At 44.2% G+C, this 18,693-nt stretch carries 18 protein-coding genes; 9 read left to right on the forward strand and 9 right to left on the reverse strand.

The annotated features are described in order from the left end of the window. Positions 1-28 precede the first annotated feature (28 nt). Positions 29-1,789: a tetratricopeptide repeat protein gene (locus tag LZG73_RS18215; RefSeq protein WP_233853271.1), complete on the forward strand. Its 1,761-nt coding sequence runs from the start codon at positions 29-31 to the stop codon at positions 1,787-1,789. Positions 1,790-1,860: 71 nt separating this feature from the next. Here the strand turns inward: LZG73_RS18215 and LZG73_RS18220 are convergent, their stop codons facing one another. Then, a complete protein-coding gene (locus LZG73_RS18220; protein WP_233853272.1) occupies positions 1,861-2,067 on the reverse strand; it encodes a hypothetical protein in 207 nt (68 codons plus the stop codon). Positions 2,068-2,171: 104 nt separating this feature from the next. On the opposite strand from LZG73_RS18220, the gene LZG73_RS18225 reads away from it, so the two are divergent. Then, positions 2,172-3,575, forward strand: coding sequence for a BatD family protein (locus tag LZG73_RS18225; protein ID WP_233853274.1), 1,404 nt, complete (start codon positions 2,172-2,174; stop codon positions 3,573-3,575). 6 nt (positions 3,576-3,581) lie between these two features. Then, positions 3,582-4,661 (forward strand): chorismate synthase, encoded by a 1,080-nt coding sequence (aroC, locus tag LZG73_RS18230; RefSeq protein WP_233853276.1) that lies wholly within the window; start codon positions 3,582-3,584, stop codon positions 4,659-4,661. On the opposite strand, the gene LZG73_RS18235 is transcribed toward aroC, so the two are convergent. The 3 genes from LZG73_RS18235 to LZG73_RS18245 form a co-directional block, all read right to left on the reverse strand. Then, complete coding sequence (locus tag LZG73_RS18235; protein WP_233853277.1) at positions 4,658-4,852, reverse strand: hypothetical protein; 195 nt, start codon at positions 4,850-4,852, stop codon at positions 4,658-4,660. The two genes, aroC and LZG73_RS18235, sit on opposite strands and share 4 nt — an antisense overlap. A gap of 125 nt (positions 4,853-4,977) precedes the next feature. Next, complete coding sequence (locus LZG73_RS18240) at positions 4,978-6,321, reverse strand: Gfo/Idh/MocA family protein (protein WP_233853278.1); 1,344 nt, start codon at positions 6,319-6,321, stop codon at positions 4,978-4,980. A 30-nt stretch (positions 6,322-6,351) separates the two neighbouring features. Then, positions 6,352-7,338, reverse strand: coding sequence for a formylglycine-generating enzyme family protein (locus tag LZG73_RS18245; RefSeq protein ID WP_233853279.1), 987 nt, complete (start codon positions 7,336-7,338; stop codon positions 6,352-6,354). A gap of 138 nt (positions 7,339-7,476) precedes the next feature. Between LZG73_RS18245 and LZG73_RS18250 the strand changes: the two genes are divergently transcribed. Next, on the forward strand, positions 7,477-9,390 hold the full coding sequence (locus tag LZG73_RS18250; RefSeq protein WP_233853280.1) for an ABC-F family ATP-binding cassette domain-containing protein: 1,914 nt from the start codon (positions 7,477-7,479) through the stop codon (positions 9,388-9,390). Between the two features lie 56 nt (positions 9,391-9,446). Continuing rightward, on the forward strand, positions 9,447-10,076 hold the full coding sequence (locus LZG73_RS18255; RefSeq protein ID WP_233853281.1) for a DedA family protein: 630 nt from the start codon (positions 9,447-9,449) through the stop codon (positions 10,074-10,076). 1 nt (position 10,077) lies between these two features. Here the strand turns inward: LZG73_RS18255 and LZG73_RS18260 are convergent, their stop codons facing one another. Further along, positions 10,078-10,596: a gamma carbonic anhydrase family protein gene (locus LZG73_RS18260; protein WP_233853282.1), complete on the reverse strand. Its 519-nt coding sequence runs from the start codon at positions 10,594-10,596 to the stop codon at positions 10,078-10,080. A gap of 162 nt (positions 10,597-10,758) precedes the next feature. Between LZG73_RS18260 and LZG73_RS18265 the strand changes: the two genes are divergently transcribed. Next, positions 10,759-11,307 (forward strand): YqgE/AlgH family protein, encoded by a 549-nt coding sequence (locus LZG73_RS18265; protein WP_409014345.1) that lies wholly within the window; start codon positions 10,759-10,761, stop codon positions 11,305-11,307. A 12-nt stretch (positions 11,308-11,319) separates the two neighbouring features. On the opposite strand, the gene LZG73_RS18270 is transcribed toward LZG73_RS18265, so the two are convergent. After that, entirely contained in the window at positions 11,320-11,541 is a 222-nt protein-coding gene (locus LZG73_RS18270; RefSeq protein WP_233853285.1) for a hypothetical protein, read from the reverse strand. A gap of 98 nt (positions 11,542-11,639) precedes the next feature. Here LZG73_RS18270 and LZG73_RS18275 point away from each other — a divergent pair, with 98 nt between their 5' ends. From LZG73_RS18275 to gcvP, 3 genes are all read left to right on the forward strand, one after another. Next, positions 11,640-12,896: a metallophosphoesterase gene (locus tag LZG73_RS18275; RefSeq protein WP_233853287.1), complete on the forward strand. Its 1,257-nt coding sequence runs from the start codon at positions 11,640-11,642 to the stop codon at positions 12,894-12,896. Positions 12,897-12,988: 92 nt separating this feature from the next. Further along, positions 12,989-13,195, forward strand: a complete 207-nt coding sequence (locus LZG73_RS18280; protein ID WP_233853288.1) for a hypothetical protein — start codon at positions 12,989-12,991, stop codon at positions 13,193-13,195. 130 nt (positions 13,196-13,325) lie between these two features. Next, positions 13,326-16,220: an aminomethyl-transferring glycine dehydrogenase gene (gcvP, locus tag LZG73_RS18285; protein ID WP_233853290.1), complete on the forward strand. Its 2,895-nt coding sequence runs from the start codon at positions 13,326-13,328 to the stop codon at positions 16,218-16,220. A 221-nt stretch (positions 16,221-16,441) separates the two neighbouring features. Here the strand turns inward: gcvP and LZG73_RS18290 are convergent, their stop codons facing one another. The 3 genes from LZG73_RS18290 to nuoH are packed head-to-tail and all read right to left on the reverse strand — an operon-like array spanning position 16,442 to position 18,677. Then, positions 16,442-16,960 (reverse strand): NADH-quinone oxidoreductase subunit J, encoded by a 519-nt coding sequence (locus LZG73_RS18290; RefSeq protein ID WP_233853291.1) that lies wholly within the window; start codon positions 16,958-16,960, stop codon positions 16,442-16,444. A 30-nt stretch (positions 16,961-16,990) separates the two neighbouring features. Beyond that, positions 16,991-17,584, reverse strand: coding sequence for an NADH-quinone oxidoreductase subunit I (locus LZG73_RS18295; RefSeq protein ID WP_233853292.1), 594 nt, complete (start codon positions 17,582-17,584; stop codon positions 16,991-16,993). A 13-nt stretch (positions 17,585-17,597) separates the two neighbouring features. Further along, entirely contained in the window at positions 17,598-18,677 is a 1,080-nt protein-coding gene (gene nuoH / locus LZG73_RS18300) for an NADH-quinone oxidoreductase subunit NuoH (RefSeq protein ID WP_233853293.1), read from the reverse strand. Positions 18,678-18,693 lie beyond the last annotated feature (16 nt).

The raw sequence follows: 18,693 nt of genomic DNA on the forward strand, positions 1-18,693 counted from the left end.
CGGGTAAAAAATGAACAGAAACATGAGAATGAAATTAGTAGCACTGGTAATTGGTTTATTGGCGTTTGTTAATTTACATGCACAAACGACGCAGGATGGCTTGGCATTGATACACGGAGAACGTTACAATGAAGCCGGCGACTTATTCAAAAAACTCGCAGAAACAACGCCTTCTGCTGATAATCAATATTATCTTGGTTATTACTATATAAAAACCAATCAGCTAGACGAAGCTCAAAAAGCTTTTGAAAAAGGAGTTCAGCTTGACGAGAAATCATATTTGAACCAAGTTGGTCTTGGAACTGTGGCGCTAGCAAAAGGCGAGCGTCCAAAAGCAAAGGAATTGTTTGACACTGCTGAAAAGAAAAAAGGCAAAGATGCCGAAGTGCTTTTTAGAATCGGTGAAGCATATACTTTGTTCGAAAAACAAAATGATCCGGCAGAAGCGATTAGGTTGCTAGACCTTGCCATCAAAAGGGACAAAAACCTTGCAGATGCATATCTTGCAAAAGGTGACGCGCTGATGCTTCGTAATGAAGGTGGTGCTGCGGTTACAGCATACGAATATGCATTGACTGCCAAACCTAATTACGCAACTGCTCACAATGCGATCGGTTCGATTTACCTGCGTGGTAAGAACTACAACCTAGCGCTTGAAAACTATAAAAAGGCGATTGAAGCTGATCCTAACTTCGCACCAGCTTACAAGGATCTTGCAGAGTTGTACTTCTTTGCTCAGAAATACAAGCAAGCAGCTGAAAACTTCGATTTGTACATTCAGAAAAGTGGAACAACTGACCCTGAAATGAAATTGCGTGCGGCACAGTTCGCTTTCACAGCTGATGATTATGCGAAATCATTGCAATTGCTTGAAGAGATCAAAGGCAAGATCAACAACCCAATCACATTGCGTATGTATGGCTGGTCTAACTTCAAGACTAACAAGCCTGACGAAGCGATCCAGAATTTGACCGAATTTATCAAAGTTGCTCCGGATAAAGTGATCGGCGATGACTATAAATATCTTGGACGCGCTTACAACCAGAAAGTAACGGATGGTAAAGGCTATGATTCAACAGGTGTTGCCTACATTTTGAAAGGTGCAGACATGGATACAAGCAAGGCTGAGGCAGCTACAACTTATAAAGAGGTTGCTGCTTTATATTATGCAGCGAAGGACTTCCCGAATGCTGCTGCCACTTATGAGAAAGGGCTTGCAATGGATACAGCTAAGGCTAGTGCAAATGATTATTATTATGCAGGCTTAGCAAATTTCCAGATGGCTACTGCCAAAGTGCTGCCAAGTGCTGCTGATTCCAACTATGCGGATAGTGCTAAGATTTCTGGCGAAAGACGCGCATTGTTCCTGAAAGCAGATTCAATATTTGCAACGGTAACTCAGAAACTTCCTGAATGGCCATACGGCTATTACTGGAGAGCGAGTACACTTTACAACGCTTACGACAGACAGGAAAACGTTGATAAAGGAATTTCTCAGCCATATTACTTAAAGTTGACTGAGCTTGCAGAAAAGGATCCAGATCCAAGCAAATACAAGTCTTACTTGAAGCTTGCCTATGGTTACCTGGCGTTCCATGCTCAGACTACATTAAAAGATGAAGCAAAAGCGAAGGAATATTGGGAAAAGCTTTTGAAAGTTGATCCAGACAATGCTTCGGCAAAAGAAGCGCTAGGACTAGCTGCTGCTCCGACAGCGGAGACACAGCCTGCAACCGGTGCTAAGGCTGGCGCAAAACCAAAAACAGCTTCGACTCCGAAGAAAAAATAATTGGGAATGCAATAACGAAAGAAGCCGCTTGGATATCCAAGCGGCTTCTTTCGTTATAAATTTCACAAAAACTAATTCAATGAAGACAGTCGCGCGAAGCAAGTATTGAGAACTGGTAAATGTATCGTTCCGTAATTATCGTAACACCACTGTCTTAAACGTTTTACCTCAGCAGGCATCAACATGCGGATTGCTTTTCGAAGTTCCTTTTCGAACAATCTGCGGTCGAAGCTCACTTTTTGCAGAATAATTTTTATGTATTCGAGCATGGAGGCCATAGTATTATGTAGTTTTGTGGTTTAGGGACGTAAATAATTTTTATTAAGACTCCGTGTAAGCATCGAAAAACGGCAATTCTTAATAAAGTTAACGAAAATAATTAATGAAATTATATGCGTTATTAAATATTATTTTGTGTTTTTCTGGTACAATTTGTGCCCAGACAATAAACAGTGCCTCTACAATTGAGTTAGGGTCGAAAAACTTAACTGTCGACCAGCCTTTTCTGATTTCTGTTGTGCTGCGGGATGCGGAGACGCGGCCTGCCGTTATTTTCCCCGAGATAAAAGGTCTTGAAAAGCGCAGCAAATCCGCGACAAGTGCGATTAACACAGTGGATGGAAAGAAGGTCGTTATTCAAACCATTACCCAAGAATATTTTGCTTCCAAAGCGGGAAATTATCTCATCCCTGATTTTGCGATTTCTGTTAATGGTGTTAAGTTAAAGTCGGAGGAAACGATGGTTGTTTTCTCACAAGCCATTTCATCAGAAGCGGGCATTTCAAAGCCGGCCAATCCGGCTTTCGATGCAGAATTAGAAGATACGAGCGAAGGCATCTTTTTATCAGTTCAGACGGACAAAAAGAGTGTTTATATAAGAGAAGGCTTCGCATTGCGCATTTCACTCTATATCGCCGAAAATGCGCCCGTTCAGATGGAGTTCTATCGATTCAATGATCAATTGCAGGCCCTTTTGAAGAAGTTGCGCCCAACTAACTGCTGGGAAGAGAATGTTGGTTTGGAGGAAATCATCAAGCGCAAAGTCACGATTAAGGGCCGTCGTTACACAGAATATAATATGTACCAGGCCAGGTTATTCCCGATTACAACTGAGGATATTCTGCTGCCATCCGTTGCATTGCAAATGCTTGTTATTGATAATAGCAAGGCGGTTAATGTTGAAAAAAAAGTGATCAAGCCTTTCAAGTCCAAGTCTGTGAAGATTTTGGTTAAGCAGCTTCCCGATCATCCGTTAAGAGATCAAGTTGCTGTTGGTCAATATAACTTAAAGGAAACGCTGTCCAGCGAGCTTGTTTATCCTGGTGAAAGTGTTCGTTATATGTTTAAAGTGGAAGGCGTAGGCAACATTGCGGCCATTCCAGACCCATCCATCCAGAGTAATTCAACCTTTGATATTTACCCGCCAGAGGGAAGCCAAATCATTAAGAGGAGTTACCACAGCGTGACCGGGGAGAAAACTTTCGATTACTTTGTTGTGCCAAGAAAAGATGGCCAGTTTCCATTAGGCCGCTATTTTCAATGGGTTTATTTTGATTCCAATAAATTAAAATATGACACATTGCGGTCCACAAAAATGCTTACAGTGAAGGGTGAAGATTACAAACTGGCAAACTTGTCATTGAGCGGCTCTGCTGGCTTGTACGACAACCTCGAAAGTCTGGATAGCAGTAAAGAGACAATTGATTATAAAAAAATATTAAAAGACACCACCAATGCCGTCGTGATCCTTTTGCTGGTCACGATGATCTGGGTATTTAGAAAGTAAAAGTGAATGGGAAGTACATACGGGAAGATATTTAAAATTGCCACATTTGGCGAATCACATGGAGCCGGCATTGGCGTAATCATTGAAGGCTGCCCGGCAGGCGTTAATTTTGATTCTGATTTCATTCAAAGTGAGCTTACAAGGCGCAAGCCAGGTCAATCACGGATAACGACGCAACGCAAAGAAGCAGATGAGTTTGAAGTGCTTTCTGGTGTTTTTGAAGGAAAAACAACAGGCACGCCCATTGCATTGATCATCAGAAATGAAGACCAGCGAAGCAAGGATTATTCGCATATCGCGGCCCAATTCCGGCCTTCTCACGCCGATTACACTTACCAGGTAAAATACGGCGTGCGTGATTATCGTGGCGGAGGGAGAAGTTCTGCGCGCGAAACTGCGGCCCGTGTGGCAGCAGGTGCGCTTGCCAAATTACTATTGGCGGACCTAGGCGTCAATATTCAATCCTACGTGTCACAAGTAGGAATATTGAAGCTCGAAAAAACTTATCAGGAACTTGATCTAACATTAACAGAAACCAATGCGGTCCGGTGTCCGGATCCTGAAATGGCTGAGAGAATGTTTGATTACATTGATTCGGTTCGGAAGCAAGGTGATTCTGTAGGCGGTGTGGTCAATTGCGTTGTTACAGGCGTTCCCGTTGGCTGGGGTGAGCCGGTGTTCGACAAGTTGCATGCGGAGCTGGGAAAAGCGATGTTAAGCATCAATGCGGTCAAAGGATTTGAATACGGCAGCGGCTTTGAAGGCGTAACCTTACTAGGATCGCAGCATAATGACGCTTTCTTTATTGACGAGGAAAATAAAGTGCACACACGCACCAATCATTCGGGCGGAATTCAGGGTGGAATTTCCAACGGGGAAGACATTTATTTCCGGGTTGCATTCAAACCGGTTGCCACCATCATGCAAGACCAGGAGAGCATTGACCAGCATGGTGACATTGCTGTTGTGCAGGGAAAAGGACGCCATGATCCTTGCGTAGTGCCACGCGCCGTTCCGATTGTCGAAGCAATGGCTGCATTGGTATTAGCGGATTTTTACCTTCGTAACCGGTCGAGCAAAGTTTAGATCTTGTTCCGCTTGCGACGCTGGTTGAGGCTGAGAACCAGCCATATCGTGCCCAGAAATTCAATTGCAAGTCCGGTTAAAATGATCGGATTGCCAACTTTGGGTTGATTCAGCTTGAGGGAAACACCAACCAGCACCATGAGCATGCCGATTAGCAAAATAAGCGCAGCGTTTCTAAGGCTTAGTTTCACCTAATAGATCGTTGGTTCCACATTCAAATGCCGATTAAATGCATTTGTTAACTCAATTTAAAGAATCTCTCAATAGTTACAAATAAAAAAGGGCTCCTAAGAGCCCTTTTTTAATATCTATCAAATTAAATAACCTGCGTTTTTCCTGGAACCGCAACCGGGTAAAGTCCGTCTGGGCCTGGAAGAATTTTCGGCGAAGCATCCCAAGCCAGTTTGTCCGGGAACAAATTGATATCTGAATTGAACGCTTCGTCCCATTTGATCAGCTTTCCTGAGTAAGTCGCCATACGACCCATAATCGAAGTCATCGTGCTTTTCGCTCCATTTTCTGCATCAGCAAATTTGTATTCACCTTTTGCAATCGCAGCAAATAGCTCATCATGCTCAACTTGATAAGGGTTTTTATCACCTTTATCGTCGTGCTGATAAATCACGCCGCCTTTATAATCCTTCAAAATCGTTTTCTTGCCATCAAAGCTGTCAATGCGGCCTTTTGTTCCTACAAATGCTTCATCAACCTTGTTCCAGGTGCCTTCAAACTGACGGCATTGGCTTGAAATAACAGTTCCATCTGCGTATACAAGATCCAATGTATGGTGATCGAAAATTTCACCGTAAGCCTTGCCGGTCCGCACTTCACGACCGCCTGTTCCCTGAATTGAAACAGGATAACCTTTTTTAACCCAGTTAGCTACGTCAATGTTGTGCACGTGCTGCTCCGAAATGTGGTCACCGCAAAGCCAGTTGAAATAATACCAGTTTCTCATTTGGTATTCCATTTCAGTTTGGTTTGGCTGGCGCTCCTTCATCCAAGGGCTGCTTCCAACCCAGTAAACCTGTCCGCCCACGATATCACCAATGGCGCCGTCATGGATTCTCTTGATCGCAGCAAGATAATTTGCCTGATAATGGCGTTGCAAACCAACAACCACATTCAATTTCTTTTTCTTCGCTTCCTCAGCAACTTCCAACACTTTACGGATTCCAGGCGCATCGGTTGCAACCGGTTTTTCCATAAAAATGTGCTTGTTATTTTTCACCGCTTCTTCAAAATGCGAAGGACGGAAACCAGGAGGGGTCGCCAAAATCACAACATCCACATCCTTTAAAGCAATGGCTTTTTTGAAAGCATCAAACCCTACGAACTTGCGGTCCTCAGGTACATCCACTTTCAATTTTGTATCAACCACCGTGCCTGCCGCATTCTTGTATTTTTTGGCAGTTAGGTTTTTATATGACTCATCCAGACGGTCTTTAAAAGCATCCGCCATCGCAACGATCTGCACATTCTGAGTCGTGCTCAGTGCCTGTGCCGCAGCCCCTGTTCCCCTTCCTCCGCAACCAATCAAAGCGACTCTGATTGTCTCATCCACAGAGCTGTTAAAGCCATATCCGCGAGCAGGATTCAGCATTGCACCGCCAGCAAACAAGCCCGATGCTTTTAGAAAATCACGTCTATTTTGTTCCATTACTATTTACGTTAAGAGTTTAATATGATATCAATAATCTTCAATCAATTTCGGACTGTAATAAGCTTTAATCTCCTCAGCAGAAGGCTGTTTAACCGGCCTTACTACTCTAAAACCTACAAAAGAAGCGCTGGTCATCCACCATTCACTTTTAGGAAGTTGCGGATCCAGCACTTTCCATTCAGGTTTCGAAGGCGTGCGGGCCGCGCTGCGCAAATCCGCAGGCTCGTCATCCCATGAACCTCCGCGAACAGCCGTTGGATAAAGCTCCGTTACAGGCGCATATTTTTCTCCGGCAGGCTGTTTGGCATAATAATCCGGAATGTATTGATCCAAAGTCCATTCCATTACATTTCCGTGCATATCATGCAATCCAAATGCATTTGGTTTTTTCAACCCTATTTTCTTGTAAGCCGCATCGCTGTTTTTGCGGTGCCAAGCGTACTCGTCCAGTTTAGCTTCGTCAGCTCCGAAGGAATAGGCGGTCGTTGATCCTGCGCGGCAAGCATATTCCCATTCTGCTTCTGTTGGTAACCGGTAAAAAATGCCTGTTTTTTCATACAGCCATTTGCAAAAATGAATGGCCGCATATTGTGTCATGTTAATCGCCGGGTAACCCGCTCTTCCCATTCCGAATGACATATCTACATAAGGTGGGCTCGGGCGTGTGCTGGCATCAGTTTTTTGAACACTTTTGTCTGGATCGGGATGGCGTGCGGCCATTTCCTTTTCCATGTTTTTAAATGCATAAAGATCGTAAATGTCCCAAATGACCTCGGTTTTGCCCATCCAGAAGGGCTCGATCTTAACTTTGTGCTGAGGACCTTCGTCTGCCCTGCGGCCTTTTTCGGAAGCTGGGCTTCCCATTAAAAACTCACCACCCGGAATTGCCACCATTTCATAAACCTGCGGGCTGCCTCCAATCTGCTGTGTATAATTTTTAAAATTGCTGTCTTGTGCTACTGCGTTAAAACAAATGAAAACCGTTGAGAATAGGAATAAAAATTGCTTGGACATGATTTAAAACGTGTTCTATGGAACCATATAACTAAATATAAAGGGCAATATTATGGTATTTACCCTTTCAAAACGAATTTTTTCTTTGATGTCTGCGATCTGTCCTACCTTTGTACTAATTGAATTTTACTTAAGAACATGAATTACCTTTCAGCAGAAAATATAGCAAAGTCATTCGGCGATCAGTGGCTTTTTAAAAACATCAGTTTTGGCATCAGCAGGGGAGATAAAGTTGCGCTAATCGGTACCAACGGAACCGGTAAAACGACTTTTCTTAATATTCTGACAGGGAAAATCCCGGCAGACGAAGGTGAAGTAAGCATTCGTAAAGACATTCGCGTCGGATATCTGGATCAAAGTCCGGCTTTCGATGAAAAACTTACTGTTCTGGACGTGATTTTTTCTTCCAATAATCCGATTGCACAGGTTGTTAAGCGTTACGAGCACGCCATTGAAACGGATAATCACGACGAGCTTTCGGAAGTGATGGAGGATATGGACAAGTTTAATGCCTGGGATTTTGAATACAGGACAAAGGAAATTCTTGGCCGCCTGGGCATTCACAACACAGAGAATCTTTTCGGAACATTGTCGGGAGGTCAGCGGAAGCGGGTTGCGATGGCGAAGGTTTTATTGGAAGATCCCGATCTGCTGATTCTCGATGAGCCAACCAACCATTTGGATTTGGATACGGTGGAATGGTTGGAAAACTATTTGAACACATCGAACACCACGCTTTTGGTCGTAACCCACGATAGATATTTCCTGGACACGGTTTGTAATCAAATGCTGGAACTGGATCATGGTTCGGCATATCCATATAAAGGCAATTACACTTACTTTTTGGAAAAAAAGGCCGAGAGAGAAGAAATGGAAGCAGCCGGCATCGATAAGGCACGAAACCTCATGCGCAAAGAGCTCGACTGGATTCGCCGTCAGCCCAAAGCACGCGGAACAAAAGCCAAATATCGCGTCGATGCATTTGAGGAATTGAAAGAAAAGGCCAGTCAGAAGAAGTTTGATACGCAAATGGAACTGAATGTGCGGACTTCGCGACTTGGAAGCAAGATTATTGAGCTCGAAAATGTAAGCAAAGGTTTTGGTGAAAGACAATTGATCAAAAACTTCGAATATACATTCAGAAAAGGCGACCGCATCGGCATTGTAGGGCAAAACGGGATGGGGAAATCCACGCTGCTGAACATGATTACGGGCGAGCTGATGCCGGACAAAGGCCAAATCGTGAAGGGAGAAACGGTGCAGTTTGGTTATTACAAACAAACTGACCTCGTTTTTAACGAAAACCAGCGCGTTATCGACATTGTAAAAGACGTTGCAGAAGTGGTGCAACTGGGCACAGGTGAAACGGTTACGGTTGGACATTTACTCCAAGCATTCCTTTTCTCACCTTCTAAACAATATGATTTTATTTCAAAGCTTAGCGGAGGCGAAAAGCGGAGATTGCAATTGCTTTTGATATTGATCAAACAGCCTAACTTCCTCATTCTCGATGAGCCAACCAATGATCTGGACATTGCAAGTTTGAATGTTTTAGAGGAATTTCTCTTAAACTTCCCGGGCTGTCTGGTGATCGTTTCCCACGATAGATATTTCCTTGACAGACTTGTACAGCATATTTTTGTGTTTGAAGGCGAGGGTAAAATCAGCGATTTCCCAGGAAATTACACTGAGTTGCGTGATTATCAGGATGAGCAGGAAGCGGAGAAAAAGACTTCTGGAAGCAATGCTAATGCAGGGAAAAGCAATACAACCCACGTTATTCAGCCTGTTAAGGAGACAGCAACTCCCGCGGCTGTAACTCCCATGGTGACGGCGCCAAAGCGCAAGCTGAGCTTCAAAGAGCAAAAGGAAATGGAAACGTTGGAGGCTGATATCGCGAAATTGGAACAGGAAAAAGAGTCGTTAGTTGCGAAGTTGAATGTTGGAGGATCACATGCAGAATTGGCACAATGGTCTAAGCGAATTGAGGAAATAACAGATGGCCAGGCCGATAAAGAAATGCGGTGGCTCGAACTGTCCGAAAACGCCTGAACATTTGGCTTACTTATAAATTTTGCCTTGCTTAGTGGTCCGTTTAAAACAAAATTATGAATTCAGTAACCGAATTTTTCCAATACATTCTTAATTCCGAAGAATTGATTCGTACCGGAGGCTTGCTGGTTATCACATTTATCATTTTTGCCGAAAACGGACTATTCTTTGCCTTTTTCCTTCCCGGCGATTATCTGGTTTTCCTCGCTGGCGTCTTTTGCGGAACAGGGATTTTGAATGTGCCGATTGGCATATTGCTGATTTGCATGTTTACAGCGGCGGTTTTAGGCTCACTGGTCGGTTATATTTTTGGAAAATATTTTGGTGGAATGTTTGAAAACAGGCCGGATTCTTTCTTTTTCAAGAAAAAACACATTGAAACTACGCGGAAATATTTTGAAAAATATGGAAGCAGAACATTGATTATTAGCCGCTTCCTGCCTGTTGTCCGCACATTTGCCCCCATTCTTGCAGGATTGGTAAAAATGACTTTTCCCGCATTCATGATCAATAATGTGGTTGGCGGAGCAGTTTGGATCGGCGTGCTTACGGGTGGCGGCTTTCTGTTTGGCGCGCGCTTTCCCTGGATCGTCGATTACGTGCAGTACATTATCCTTTTCTTCCTTGCAATCACGACATTCACCGTCATTAAGGGATATTTGAGTGCGCGAAAGGAAATAAGCTAAACTATTCGTCTTCCTTAAACCAGCCCGAGTAAGTGATGTAATTATTGGCAGTCCGGTCGATGATAACATTCAGCTCAGGCGACACATCTTTTAAATATTTTGCCGGATTTCCTGCGTAAATGGTTCCTGGCGGCACTTTTGTTCCCTGCGTGACAATGGCGCCCGCTGCCACAATCGAACCTTGTCCAATCACTGCTCCGTCCATAACGATGGCTCCCATGCCAATCAAAACATGGTCTTCAATGGTGCAGCCATGCACGATGGCATTGTGCGCCACAGAAACGTAACTGCCAATGGTGGTTGCAAATCGCTGATAACTGCAATGGATCACCGCGCCGTCCTGCACATTGGAAAAGTCACCAATGCGAATGCTGTTCACATCCCCGCGAATCACCGCATTGAACCACACCGTGCAATGGCCGCCCATGATCACATCCCCGACGATGGTTGCGTTTTCCGCAAACCAGCAATCTTTGCCAAAAGCCGGTGTAAGTCCGCGAACAGATTTGATAAGTGCCATATTCCTGTTATTGTGTTTTGAGTAAAACCCGAGCACGATTTTTGCTTTGGCCGAAAATAGTTAAAAGGAATGCTTGCTTTTAATTAATACGTCGAATTTCTTACCAAAAATTAAATATATTTCGTTTTTGATTTTTCAGTCATGCCCACTATGCCGTTAGCCATGAATATTACAAAAGGAAGCCTCTTAATTGCCAAACCATTTTTGGGAGATCCCAATTTTGAACGTGGCGTAATCCTGGTGTGCGAACACAATGAGCAGGGAAGTTTCGGCTTCGTGCTGAACCAGACAACGGAATTGTTTTTGGGCGACGTGCTGGAAGAAACGATTTACCAGGACATTACACTGCATTTGGGCGGGCCTGTTGAAAAAAATACATTGCATTTCATCCACAGACGGCCGGATCTTATCGCAGGTGGGACCGAAATTATGAAAAATGTTTTCTGGGGAGGCGACTTCGAAAGCGTTAAAATGCTTCTTAATCTAAGCACTTTCCATCCGGACGACATTCGTTTTTTTATCGGCTATTCCGGTTGGAGCGGCGGGCAGCTCGACGAAGAATTAAAGCAGGATTCATGGATTGTTACAAGCACAAATTCAGATTTCCTTTTCACCACACCTCCTGAAAATTTCTGGCGAGAAATATTGCGCAACATGGGCGGCGAATATCGTTCCATTGCACATTATCCAATCGATCCGAGGCTTAATTAGTCGCTAAATGGTCTAGTTAGGACGATCGAGCCCGTTGATGGATTCGTAGTCCGACTTGATGCGGCTCACTTCTTTGGTAAGAAAATGCTGCAATTCTTCATTGAAAATCTTCTTATCTTCCTCACCCAGCGAAGCATACAAATCTTTCAGCTCCTGGTTGATCAGCGCCCTTTCCTCGTCCGAACCTGCGTTCATCGAGCGAATGTGAAAACGTTTGAAATCAAAATTCGGCATAACTTATATTATTTAAACGGCATCAAAATTACAAAATGTGACCGAACGAGAAAATCCTGGCGAATGTTAACGAGCAATATGAATCATTATAATTTGAAATGAATAGGACCTTCTTTTTTATATTTCTCACATTTATACTCGTTGCAATTGATTGGTATGTTTGGCAGGGGTTGCGATTTGCAATCCGGAATTTAATGCCAGGAACACAGCGCTGGATCGGCGGCGTTTACTGGGGACTTACCATTCTGACGCTGGGCGCTTACATTATCATGCAATTGCTGCCGCCCGATTCTGTAAAAAGCACAACGCGCACATTCATCATTGCTTTTATTGCTATTCCTTATTTGTCCAAAGTGCTGGCCGTGTTCCTGTTGTTTTTGGATGATATTCGTCGTTTTCTGCAATGGATAATCAGTTTTTTCGTCCCGTCAGCCGCGCAGGTTTCACCCGAAACAGGCGAATCAACGATTCCACGTTCACAGTTTATTGCAACCACCGCAATGGTTGCCGGAGCTGGCTTGATGGGCACATTTGCATACGGAATTATTTCTGGTGCGCACGATTATCGCATCAGACGCGTGCGCATTCCGCTTAAAAACCTTCCCAAAGCATTCGACGGAATTAAAATTGCGCAACTTTCGGACATTCATTCAGGGAGCTTTTTTAACAAAACTGCTGTGAAAGGCGGCATTGAAATGTTGATGAAAGAAAAGCCGGACATTGCTTTTTTTACAGGCGATCTGGTCAATGATCGCGCAATGGAGGTGAAGGACTACATCAATATTTTTGACAAAGTAAAAGCGCCGCTTGGCGTGCATTCGGTGTTGGGAAATCATGATTATGGTGATTATTTTCAATGGCCGAGCGTTGATGCCAAGATCAATAACCTGGCGGATTTGAAACGTGCGCATAAGCAATTAGGCTGGAACTTAATGCTGGATGAAAACCGTGCAATCCGCGTGGATGGCGAAGAAATTGGTTTGATCGGCATTCAAAACTGGGGGGCAGGCAATTTTGCTAAATATGGCAACATGGAAAAGGCTTACCAGCACACGGACCAGTTTCCTGTCAAAATATTGCTTTCGCATGATCCAAGCCATTGGGAAGCACAGGTTTTACCCAATTTTAAAGACATTGATCTCGCCTTGGCGGGACACACGCATGGGATGCAATTCGGGGTGGAGATTGGAAAAATAAAATGGAGCCCGGTCCAATACAGATACAAGCAATGGGCAGGGTTGTACAAAGAAAACGACCAGCATTTGTATGTTAACAGGGGTTTTGGTTATCTTGGATATCCAGGGCGTGTGGGAATTTTGCCAGAAATCACCATTATAGAACTGGTCAAAGGCTGAGACAGGGAACTTGTAATTCGATAAGATCGGTTATACGGATAAGCCGGCCAAATGCGTTGAGTATGAAAGGTCTTTGAATCCAAAAAATTAAGATGATGACAAAATTTGCTTCCTTATTTCTGGTAATGGCATTGATCTGCGGCATTTCCGGTGTAAACACAGTTAGCGCCAAACCAGCCAATGCGAAGACCGAGCTTTTTGCTAAAAAGAAAAAGTTTAAAGGTTATAAGAAGCCAAAATCCAAGAAGTTCCTCGGAATATTCAAGCGGAAAACGGATTGCGGCTGTCCCAATCACTGACATTCTATTTGCTAACATTTGCACATATTCAAGAGTAAGCAGACCCATCATTCTCTGAGAGATTTGGCTGGATTTGCTTACTTTTGTATTTTAAAAACCACTTAATATTGACGTTGTCAGCCCAAGTTGAATGAAAATTAATCTTCGGAATCAGGATAAATTTGAAAACCGTCACCACGGTAAAGACGCGCAGGAATTGCAGGAAATGTTGAGGACAATAGGAGCTGCGTCGCTGGATGAATTGATCGATCAGACACTTCCGCCAGCAATCAGATTGCAGAAGCCACTCAACTTGCCAAGACCAAAGTCGGAGCAGGAGTTTTTGCAGGGAATTAAAAAAATTGCGAGCAAAAACGCCATTCTGAAATCATACATTGGAACTGGCTATTACGATACGATCACGCCAAATGTAATTCTTCGGAATATACTGGAAAATCCGGCCTGGTATACGGCTTACACGCCTTACCAAGCTGAAATTGCACAAGGCAGGCTTGAAATGCTGCTTAATTTTCAAACCGTGATCACTGATTTGACGGGGATGGAAATTGCCAATGCGTCATTGCTTGATGAAGCAACGGCAGCGGCGGAAGCGGTTACAATGCTGCACAGTCAGCGTGCTGCTTCCAGAAAAAAGGCTGACACATTCTTTGTTTCAGAACTTTGTCATCCGCAAACAATCGATCTGATCCACACAAGGGCCAAGCCAATCGGCATTGATGTCATTGTTGGTAATCATGCCACGGTGGATTTGACAAATGAAAACCTTTACGGAGTGCTGGTTCAATATCCGGCGTCGAATGGTGAGGTGATTGATTACACAGATTTTATTGCATCTGCGCATGAGCAAGGCATTTCGGTCGCCGTTGCTGCCGATTTGTTGGCACTTACATTGCTAAAATCGCCTGGTGAAATGGGCGCTGATGTAGTAGTAGGTTCTTCGCAGCGTTTTGGCGTTCCAATGGGTTATGGCGGGCCTCACGCAGCATATTTTGCAACGAAAGAGTCTTTTAAAAGACACATTCCAGGAAGGATCATTGGCGTTTCCGTAGATTCAGAAGGGAATCGCGCCTTGCGGATGGCCTTGCAGACGCGGGAACAGCACATTCGCCGTGAAAAAGCGACTTCGAACATTTGTACAGCGCAAGTGCTTTTAGCTGTGATTGCAGGAGCATATTGTGTTTACCACGGGCCGGAAGGTTTGAAAACCATTGCCGCGCGTGTTCATGGATTAACTCGTCTTTTTGTAGACACGATCAAGCAATTCCATTATGAAGTGGTTACAGAGCAGTTTTTTGACACCGTAACCATTAAAACGCCATTGACCAGGAAGTTGAGAGAAACTGCTGTAAAGTGGGGAATCAACCTAAAATACAATGGTGAGGAAAGTGTTTCTGTTTCATTTGATGAGGCAAAAACGTTTGACGATGTTATTTCACTCTTGAATGTGTTCGCGGAAGTCTCCGGTTTTCAAGGTGAAATGGTGATTGATGAAGAAATGGAAACTGAATTGCCAGCAAATCTTGCCAGAACATCTGAATATTTGACCCATCCGATTTTCAATACACATCACACAGAGCACGAAATGCTCCGTTATTTGAAATCGCTTGAAAATAAAGATTTGTCGCTCGTTCATTCAATGATTTCCTTAGGCAGCTGCACCATGAAGTTGAATGCAACAGCGGAAATGATTCCTTTGACATGGCCGGAATTTGGCGCTATTCACCCTTTTGCACCAACAAATCAAGTAGGAGGTTATGCGCAGCTGGTGAGTGAACTGAACATTTGGTTATGCGAAATTACTGGTTTTGCAGCCATGTCGTTTCAGCCTAATTCGGGCGCGCAAGGCGAATATGCCGGTCTGATGGCCATTCGTGCTTATCACGAAAGCCGTGGTGAAGCGCACCGCAATGTTGCACTGATTCCATCTTCTGCACACGGAACCAACCCAGCTTCTGCTGTGATGGCGGGCATGAAAGTGGTTGTTACCAAATGTGACGAAAGAGGAAACATTGACGTTGCTGATTTGCAGGCCAAAGCAGAGCAATATAAAGATGAGTTATCCTGCTTAATGGTCACTTATCCATCAACGCACGGCGTGTATGAGGAAAGCATCATTGAAATTTGTTCAATGATCCATTCATTTGGCGGACAAGTTTATATGGATGGTGCGAACATGAATGCGCAAGTTGGACTTACGAGTCCTGCAACGATCGGCGCAGATGTTTGCCACCTGAATTTGCACAAAACATTCTGCATTCCGCATGGCGGCGGCGGACCAGGAGTGGGGCCAATCGGCGTTGCGGAGCATCTAATGCCATTCCTGCCGAGCCACGTGAATTTCAGTACGCAGCCTGAGCATTTGCCAGCTGGTGAAGCCGGAGCAGTTTCTGCCGCACCTTATGGAAGCGCAAGCATCCTGACAATCTCATACGCGTACATTGCGATGATGGGCGAGCAAGGACTTACCAATGCAACCAAATATGCAATTCTGAATGCCAATTACATCAAAGAGCGCCTAAGCGGGCATTATGATGTGCTTTACACAGGAACCAATGGCCGTTGTGCGCATGAAATGATCCTTGATTGCCGCTCATTTAAATCAGTGGGCGTGGAAGCCGAGGATCTTGCAAAACGATTGATGGACTATGGATTCCACGCGCCAACATTGTCTTTCCCGGTTGCGGGCACTTTGATGATAGAGCCAACGGAATCAGAATCCAAAGCTGAGCTGGACCGTTTTTGTGACACAATGATCGCCATTAGAAACGAAATTCGCGAAATTCAGGATGGCACTGCTGATCGCATTGATAACGTATTGAAGAATGCGCCTCACACTTCGAGAATCTTGTTGAGTGATAATTGGAACCGTTCATACAGCCGTGAAAAAGCTGCCTTCCCATTGCCTCACTTGCGTTTTAACAAGTTCTGGCCGAGCGTTAGCCGTGTCGACAGCGCATATGGAGATAGAAACCTGATCTGCTCATGCATTCCGGTTGAAGCTTACACAGAAGTTGAAGCTAGTTAAGAGAAGCGATGACCTTGCTAGCTTTGTTCCTAGCTTTGTTCCGGGATTAAAATCCCGGATGAAGATATCGGTCGCCGGTGACCCGGCTGGCATTTTGCTAGTAAGCCGCAGAGCGGCAACAGATATTTTTGCCTCGGGCTTCAGCCCGAGGAATGAAAAGAAAAAGGGAAATGCTCGATTGAGTATTTCCCTTTTTTATGTCTTAAATGTATTTGAAATTCTTAAAAATGTCTTTCTCCAATTTCTCTTTTACCCAACATCACAGCTCCAACCATGGCAACCAAAAGCAGAATGGAAACAAGCTCGAAGGGAAGCAGATAATCGCGGAAAAGTAAGTGCCCCAGATTCTCGATCATCCCGATTTGTGAATCGAATTGTTGTGGATCCAGTTCAGGAATGACACTTTTGCGGTAAGCACCGAATAGGATCACAAACAAAGTTCCACCAACAATCGTGGCCGCAACTTTGGTTAGATTAGTTTTCGATTCCTCATTGTCCTGTTTCATGTTCAGGAACATAATCACAAACAAAAAGAGCACCATGATTGCGCCGGCGTAAACGATAATGTTAACCGCCGCAAGAAACTGTGCATTCAAAAGAATATAATGACCCGAAAGCGTAAAGAATGTCAGGATCAGATAAAGAACGCTGTGGATCGGGTTACGGGAAACGACAACCATTACCGCGCTTAAAACGGTCAGAAATGAAAGGAAGTAAAAAAATGAAACGGCAGAATTCATAGTATAATTAGCTGATATGCTCGATTACGTTCAGGGAATGGCTCTTGGAACAACATTGGTCGCTTCGCCATTGGCTCTTTTGAGATCCAATGCACGCGCCTCTTCTTTCGTCCAGGCCTCGCGCGTATATCTGTTGTTCATATCTTCAACCAAACGATCTTTTCCCCAAATCACCTGATCACGCTCTGCAAACACAGGAACGAATTCGTCGTGACGCAGATAAACGGCTTGCTTTGGACAAGATTCTTCACAAAGTCCGCAAAAGATGCAGCGCAGCATATTCACTTCATATACAGCCGCATATTTTTCTTCGCGATACAATTTTTCTTCTCCTTTTTCGCGCTCAGCCGCGACGATTTGAATGGCTTCTGCCGGACAAGCAACAGCGCATAATCCGCATGCCGTGCAGCGCTCGCGGCCATCCTCATCCCTTTTCAAAATGTGCCTTCCCCGGAAAACCGGGCCTAAATATCGCTTAACTTCCGGATATTCAATGGTTACTTTTTTGGCAAAAAAGTGTTTGATGGTGATCGCTAATCCTGTTGCAATTGCAGGCAAGTAGGCGCGTTCCATGAACGTCATTTCTTTATTGCTTACTTGCTTTGAGCGATTTGTCAGTTGCATGGCAATGTGTTTATTAATTTAACCACGCGGTGATCATCGGCTTCAAGAAAAGCACGGCTGCACCTGTGATTATGATATTAAAAATAGCAAGTGGGATTAGTTTCTTCCAGCCCAGGTTCATTAACTGGTCATAACGGAACCTTGGAATTGTCCAGCGCACCCACATATAAAAGAAGATAAAGAACAATGCTTTGCCGAAAAATACGGCTGTTCCAATCAATGTAGCAGCATTGTGTCCTGTTTCCGTTCCGAAAGCCTGTGTTAATTGTGTATAAACCCAATCCATTCCAGGATAATTGTATCCGCCAAAATACAGGACAGAAATAATGGCCGAGGAAATGAACATGTTAATGTATTCTGCGAACAGATAGAAGCCCAGTTTCATACTTCCATACTCGGTGTGATAACCGCCTACGAGCTCCGTTTCGCACTCGGGAAGGTCGAAGGGAACGCGGTTACATTCAGCAAATGAGCATGTGATAAAGATGATGAAGCCCAATGGCTGGTAAAAAATATTCCAGTTTCCGCCATGTTGCTGCGCCACGATTTCACCCAACGAAAGCGAGCTGCTCATCATTAAAATCGCAATCAGCGAAAGTCCCATTGCGACTTCGTAACTAATGTTCTGAGAAGCTGCACGAATCGCGCCTAGAAGCGAAAATTTGTTATTGGAAGCCCAGCCTCCAACCATAATTCCGTAAACACCCAAGGCAACGACACCAAAAACATACAGAATTCCAATGTTAGATTCGACACCCTGCAACGCAACTTCGTGACCATTGATGCGGAAAGTGCTTCCAAAAGGGATAACTGCGCTCGCCAAAAGTGCTGTAAGCATTGCCAAGCTTGGCCCGGCGATGAAAAGCCATTTGTTTGCCAAAGCAGGAATGAAATCTTCTTTAAAAAACATTTTTCCAGCATCTGCGAGTGGTTGCAATAAACCGCCCGGTCCCGCTCTGTTAGGCCCCATCCTGTCTTGAATGAAGCCCGCAACTTTGCGTTCACCCCAGGTTGAATACATCGCAATGACGAGGGTTAGCACGAAAACAACGAAAATCGTTGCGGTCTTAATGAGAAACTCCGTTAAATCCATTTGATAATCGAGATTA

It is taken from the genome of Dyadobacter sp. CY326 (genome assembly GCF_021390515.1).
Lineage (GTDB): Bacteria > Bacteroidota > Bacteroidia > Cytophagales > Spirosomataceae > Dyadobacter.

Excerpts from the sequence above, each read along its gene's own strand:
- LZG73_RS18215 (WP_233853271.1), top strand. The coding sequence starts at position 29 with ATGAAATTAGTAGCACTGGTAATTGGTTTATTGGCGTTTGTTAATTTA.
- LZG73_RS18220 (WP_233853272.1), bottom strand. The coding sequence starts at position 2,067 with ATGGCCTCCATGCTCGAATACATAAAAATTATTCTGCAAAAAGTGAGC.
- LZG73_RS18225 (WP_233853274.1), top strand. The coding sequence starts at position 2,172 with ATGAAATTATATGCGTTATTAAATATTATTTTGTGTTTTTCTGGTACA.
- aroC (WP_233853276.1), top strand. The coding sequence starts at position 3,582 with ATGGGAAGTACATACGGGAAGATATTTAAAATTGCCACATTTGGCGAA.
- LZG73_RS18240 (WP_233853278.1), bottom strand. The coding sequence starts at position 6,321 with ATGGAACAAAATAGACGTGATTTTCTAAAAGCATCGGGCTTGTTTGCT.
- LZG73_RS18245 (WP_233853279.1), bottom strand. The coding sequence starts at position 7,338 with ATGTCCAAGCAATTTTTATTCCTATTCTCAACGGTTTTCATTTGTTTT.
- LZG73_RS18250 (WP_233853280.1), top strand. The coding sequence starts at position 7,477 with ATGAATTACCTTTCAGCAGAAAATATAGCAAAGTCATTCGGCGATCAG.
- LZG73_RS18255 (WP_233853281.1), top strand. The coding sequence starts at position 9,447 with ATGAATTCAGTAACCGAATTTTTCCAATACATTCTTAATTCCGAAGAA.
- LZG73_RS18260 (WP_233853282.1), bottom strand. The coding sequence starts at position 10,596 with ATGGCACTTATCAAATCTGTTCGCGGACTTACACCGGCTTTTGGCAAA.
- LZG73_RS18265 (WP_409014345.1), top strand. The coding sequence starts at position 10,759 with ATGAATATTACAAAAGGAAGCCTCTTAATTGCCAAACCATTTTTGGGA.
- LZG73_RS18270 (WP_233853285.1), bottom strand. The coding sequence starts at position 11,541 with ATGCCGAATTTTGATTTCAAACGTTTTCACATTCGCTCGATGAACGCA.
- LZG73_RS18275 (WP_233853287.1), top strand. The coding sequence starts at position 11,640 with ATGAATAGGACCTTCTTTTTTATATTTCTCACATTTATACTCGTTGCA.
- LZG73_RS18280 (WP_233853288.1), top strand. The coding sequence starts at position 12,989 with ATGATGACAAAATTTGCTTCCTTATTTCTGGTAATGGCATTGATCTGC.
- gcvP (WP_233853290.1), top strand. The coding sequence starts at position 13,326 with ATGAAAATTAATCTTCGGAATCAGGATAAATTTGAAAACCGTCACCAC.
- LZG73_RS18290 (WP_233853291.1), bottom strand. The coding sequence starts at position 16,960 with ATGAATTCTGCCGTTTCATTTTTTTACTTCCTTTCATTTCTGACCGTT.
- LZG73_RS18295 (WP_233853292.1), bottom strand. The coding sequence starts at position 17,584 with ATGCAACTGACAAATCGCTCAAAGCAAGTAAGCAATAAAGAAATGACG.
- nuoH (WP_233853293.1), bottom strand. The coding sequence starts at position 18,677 with ATGGATTTAACGGAGTTTCTCATTAAGACCGCAACGATTTTCGTTGTT.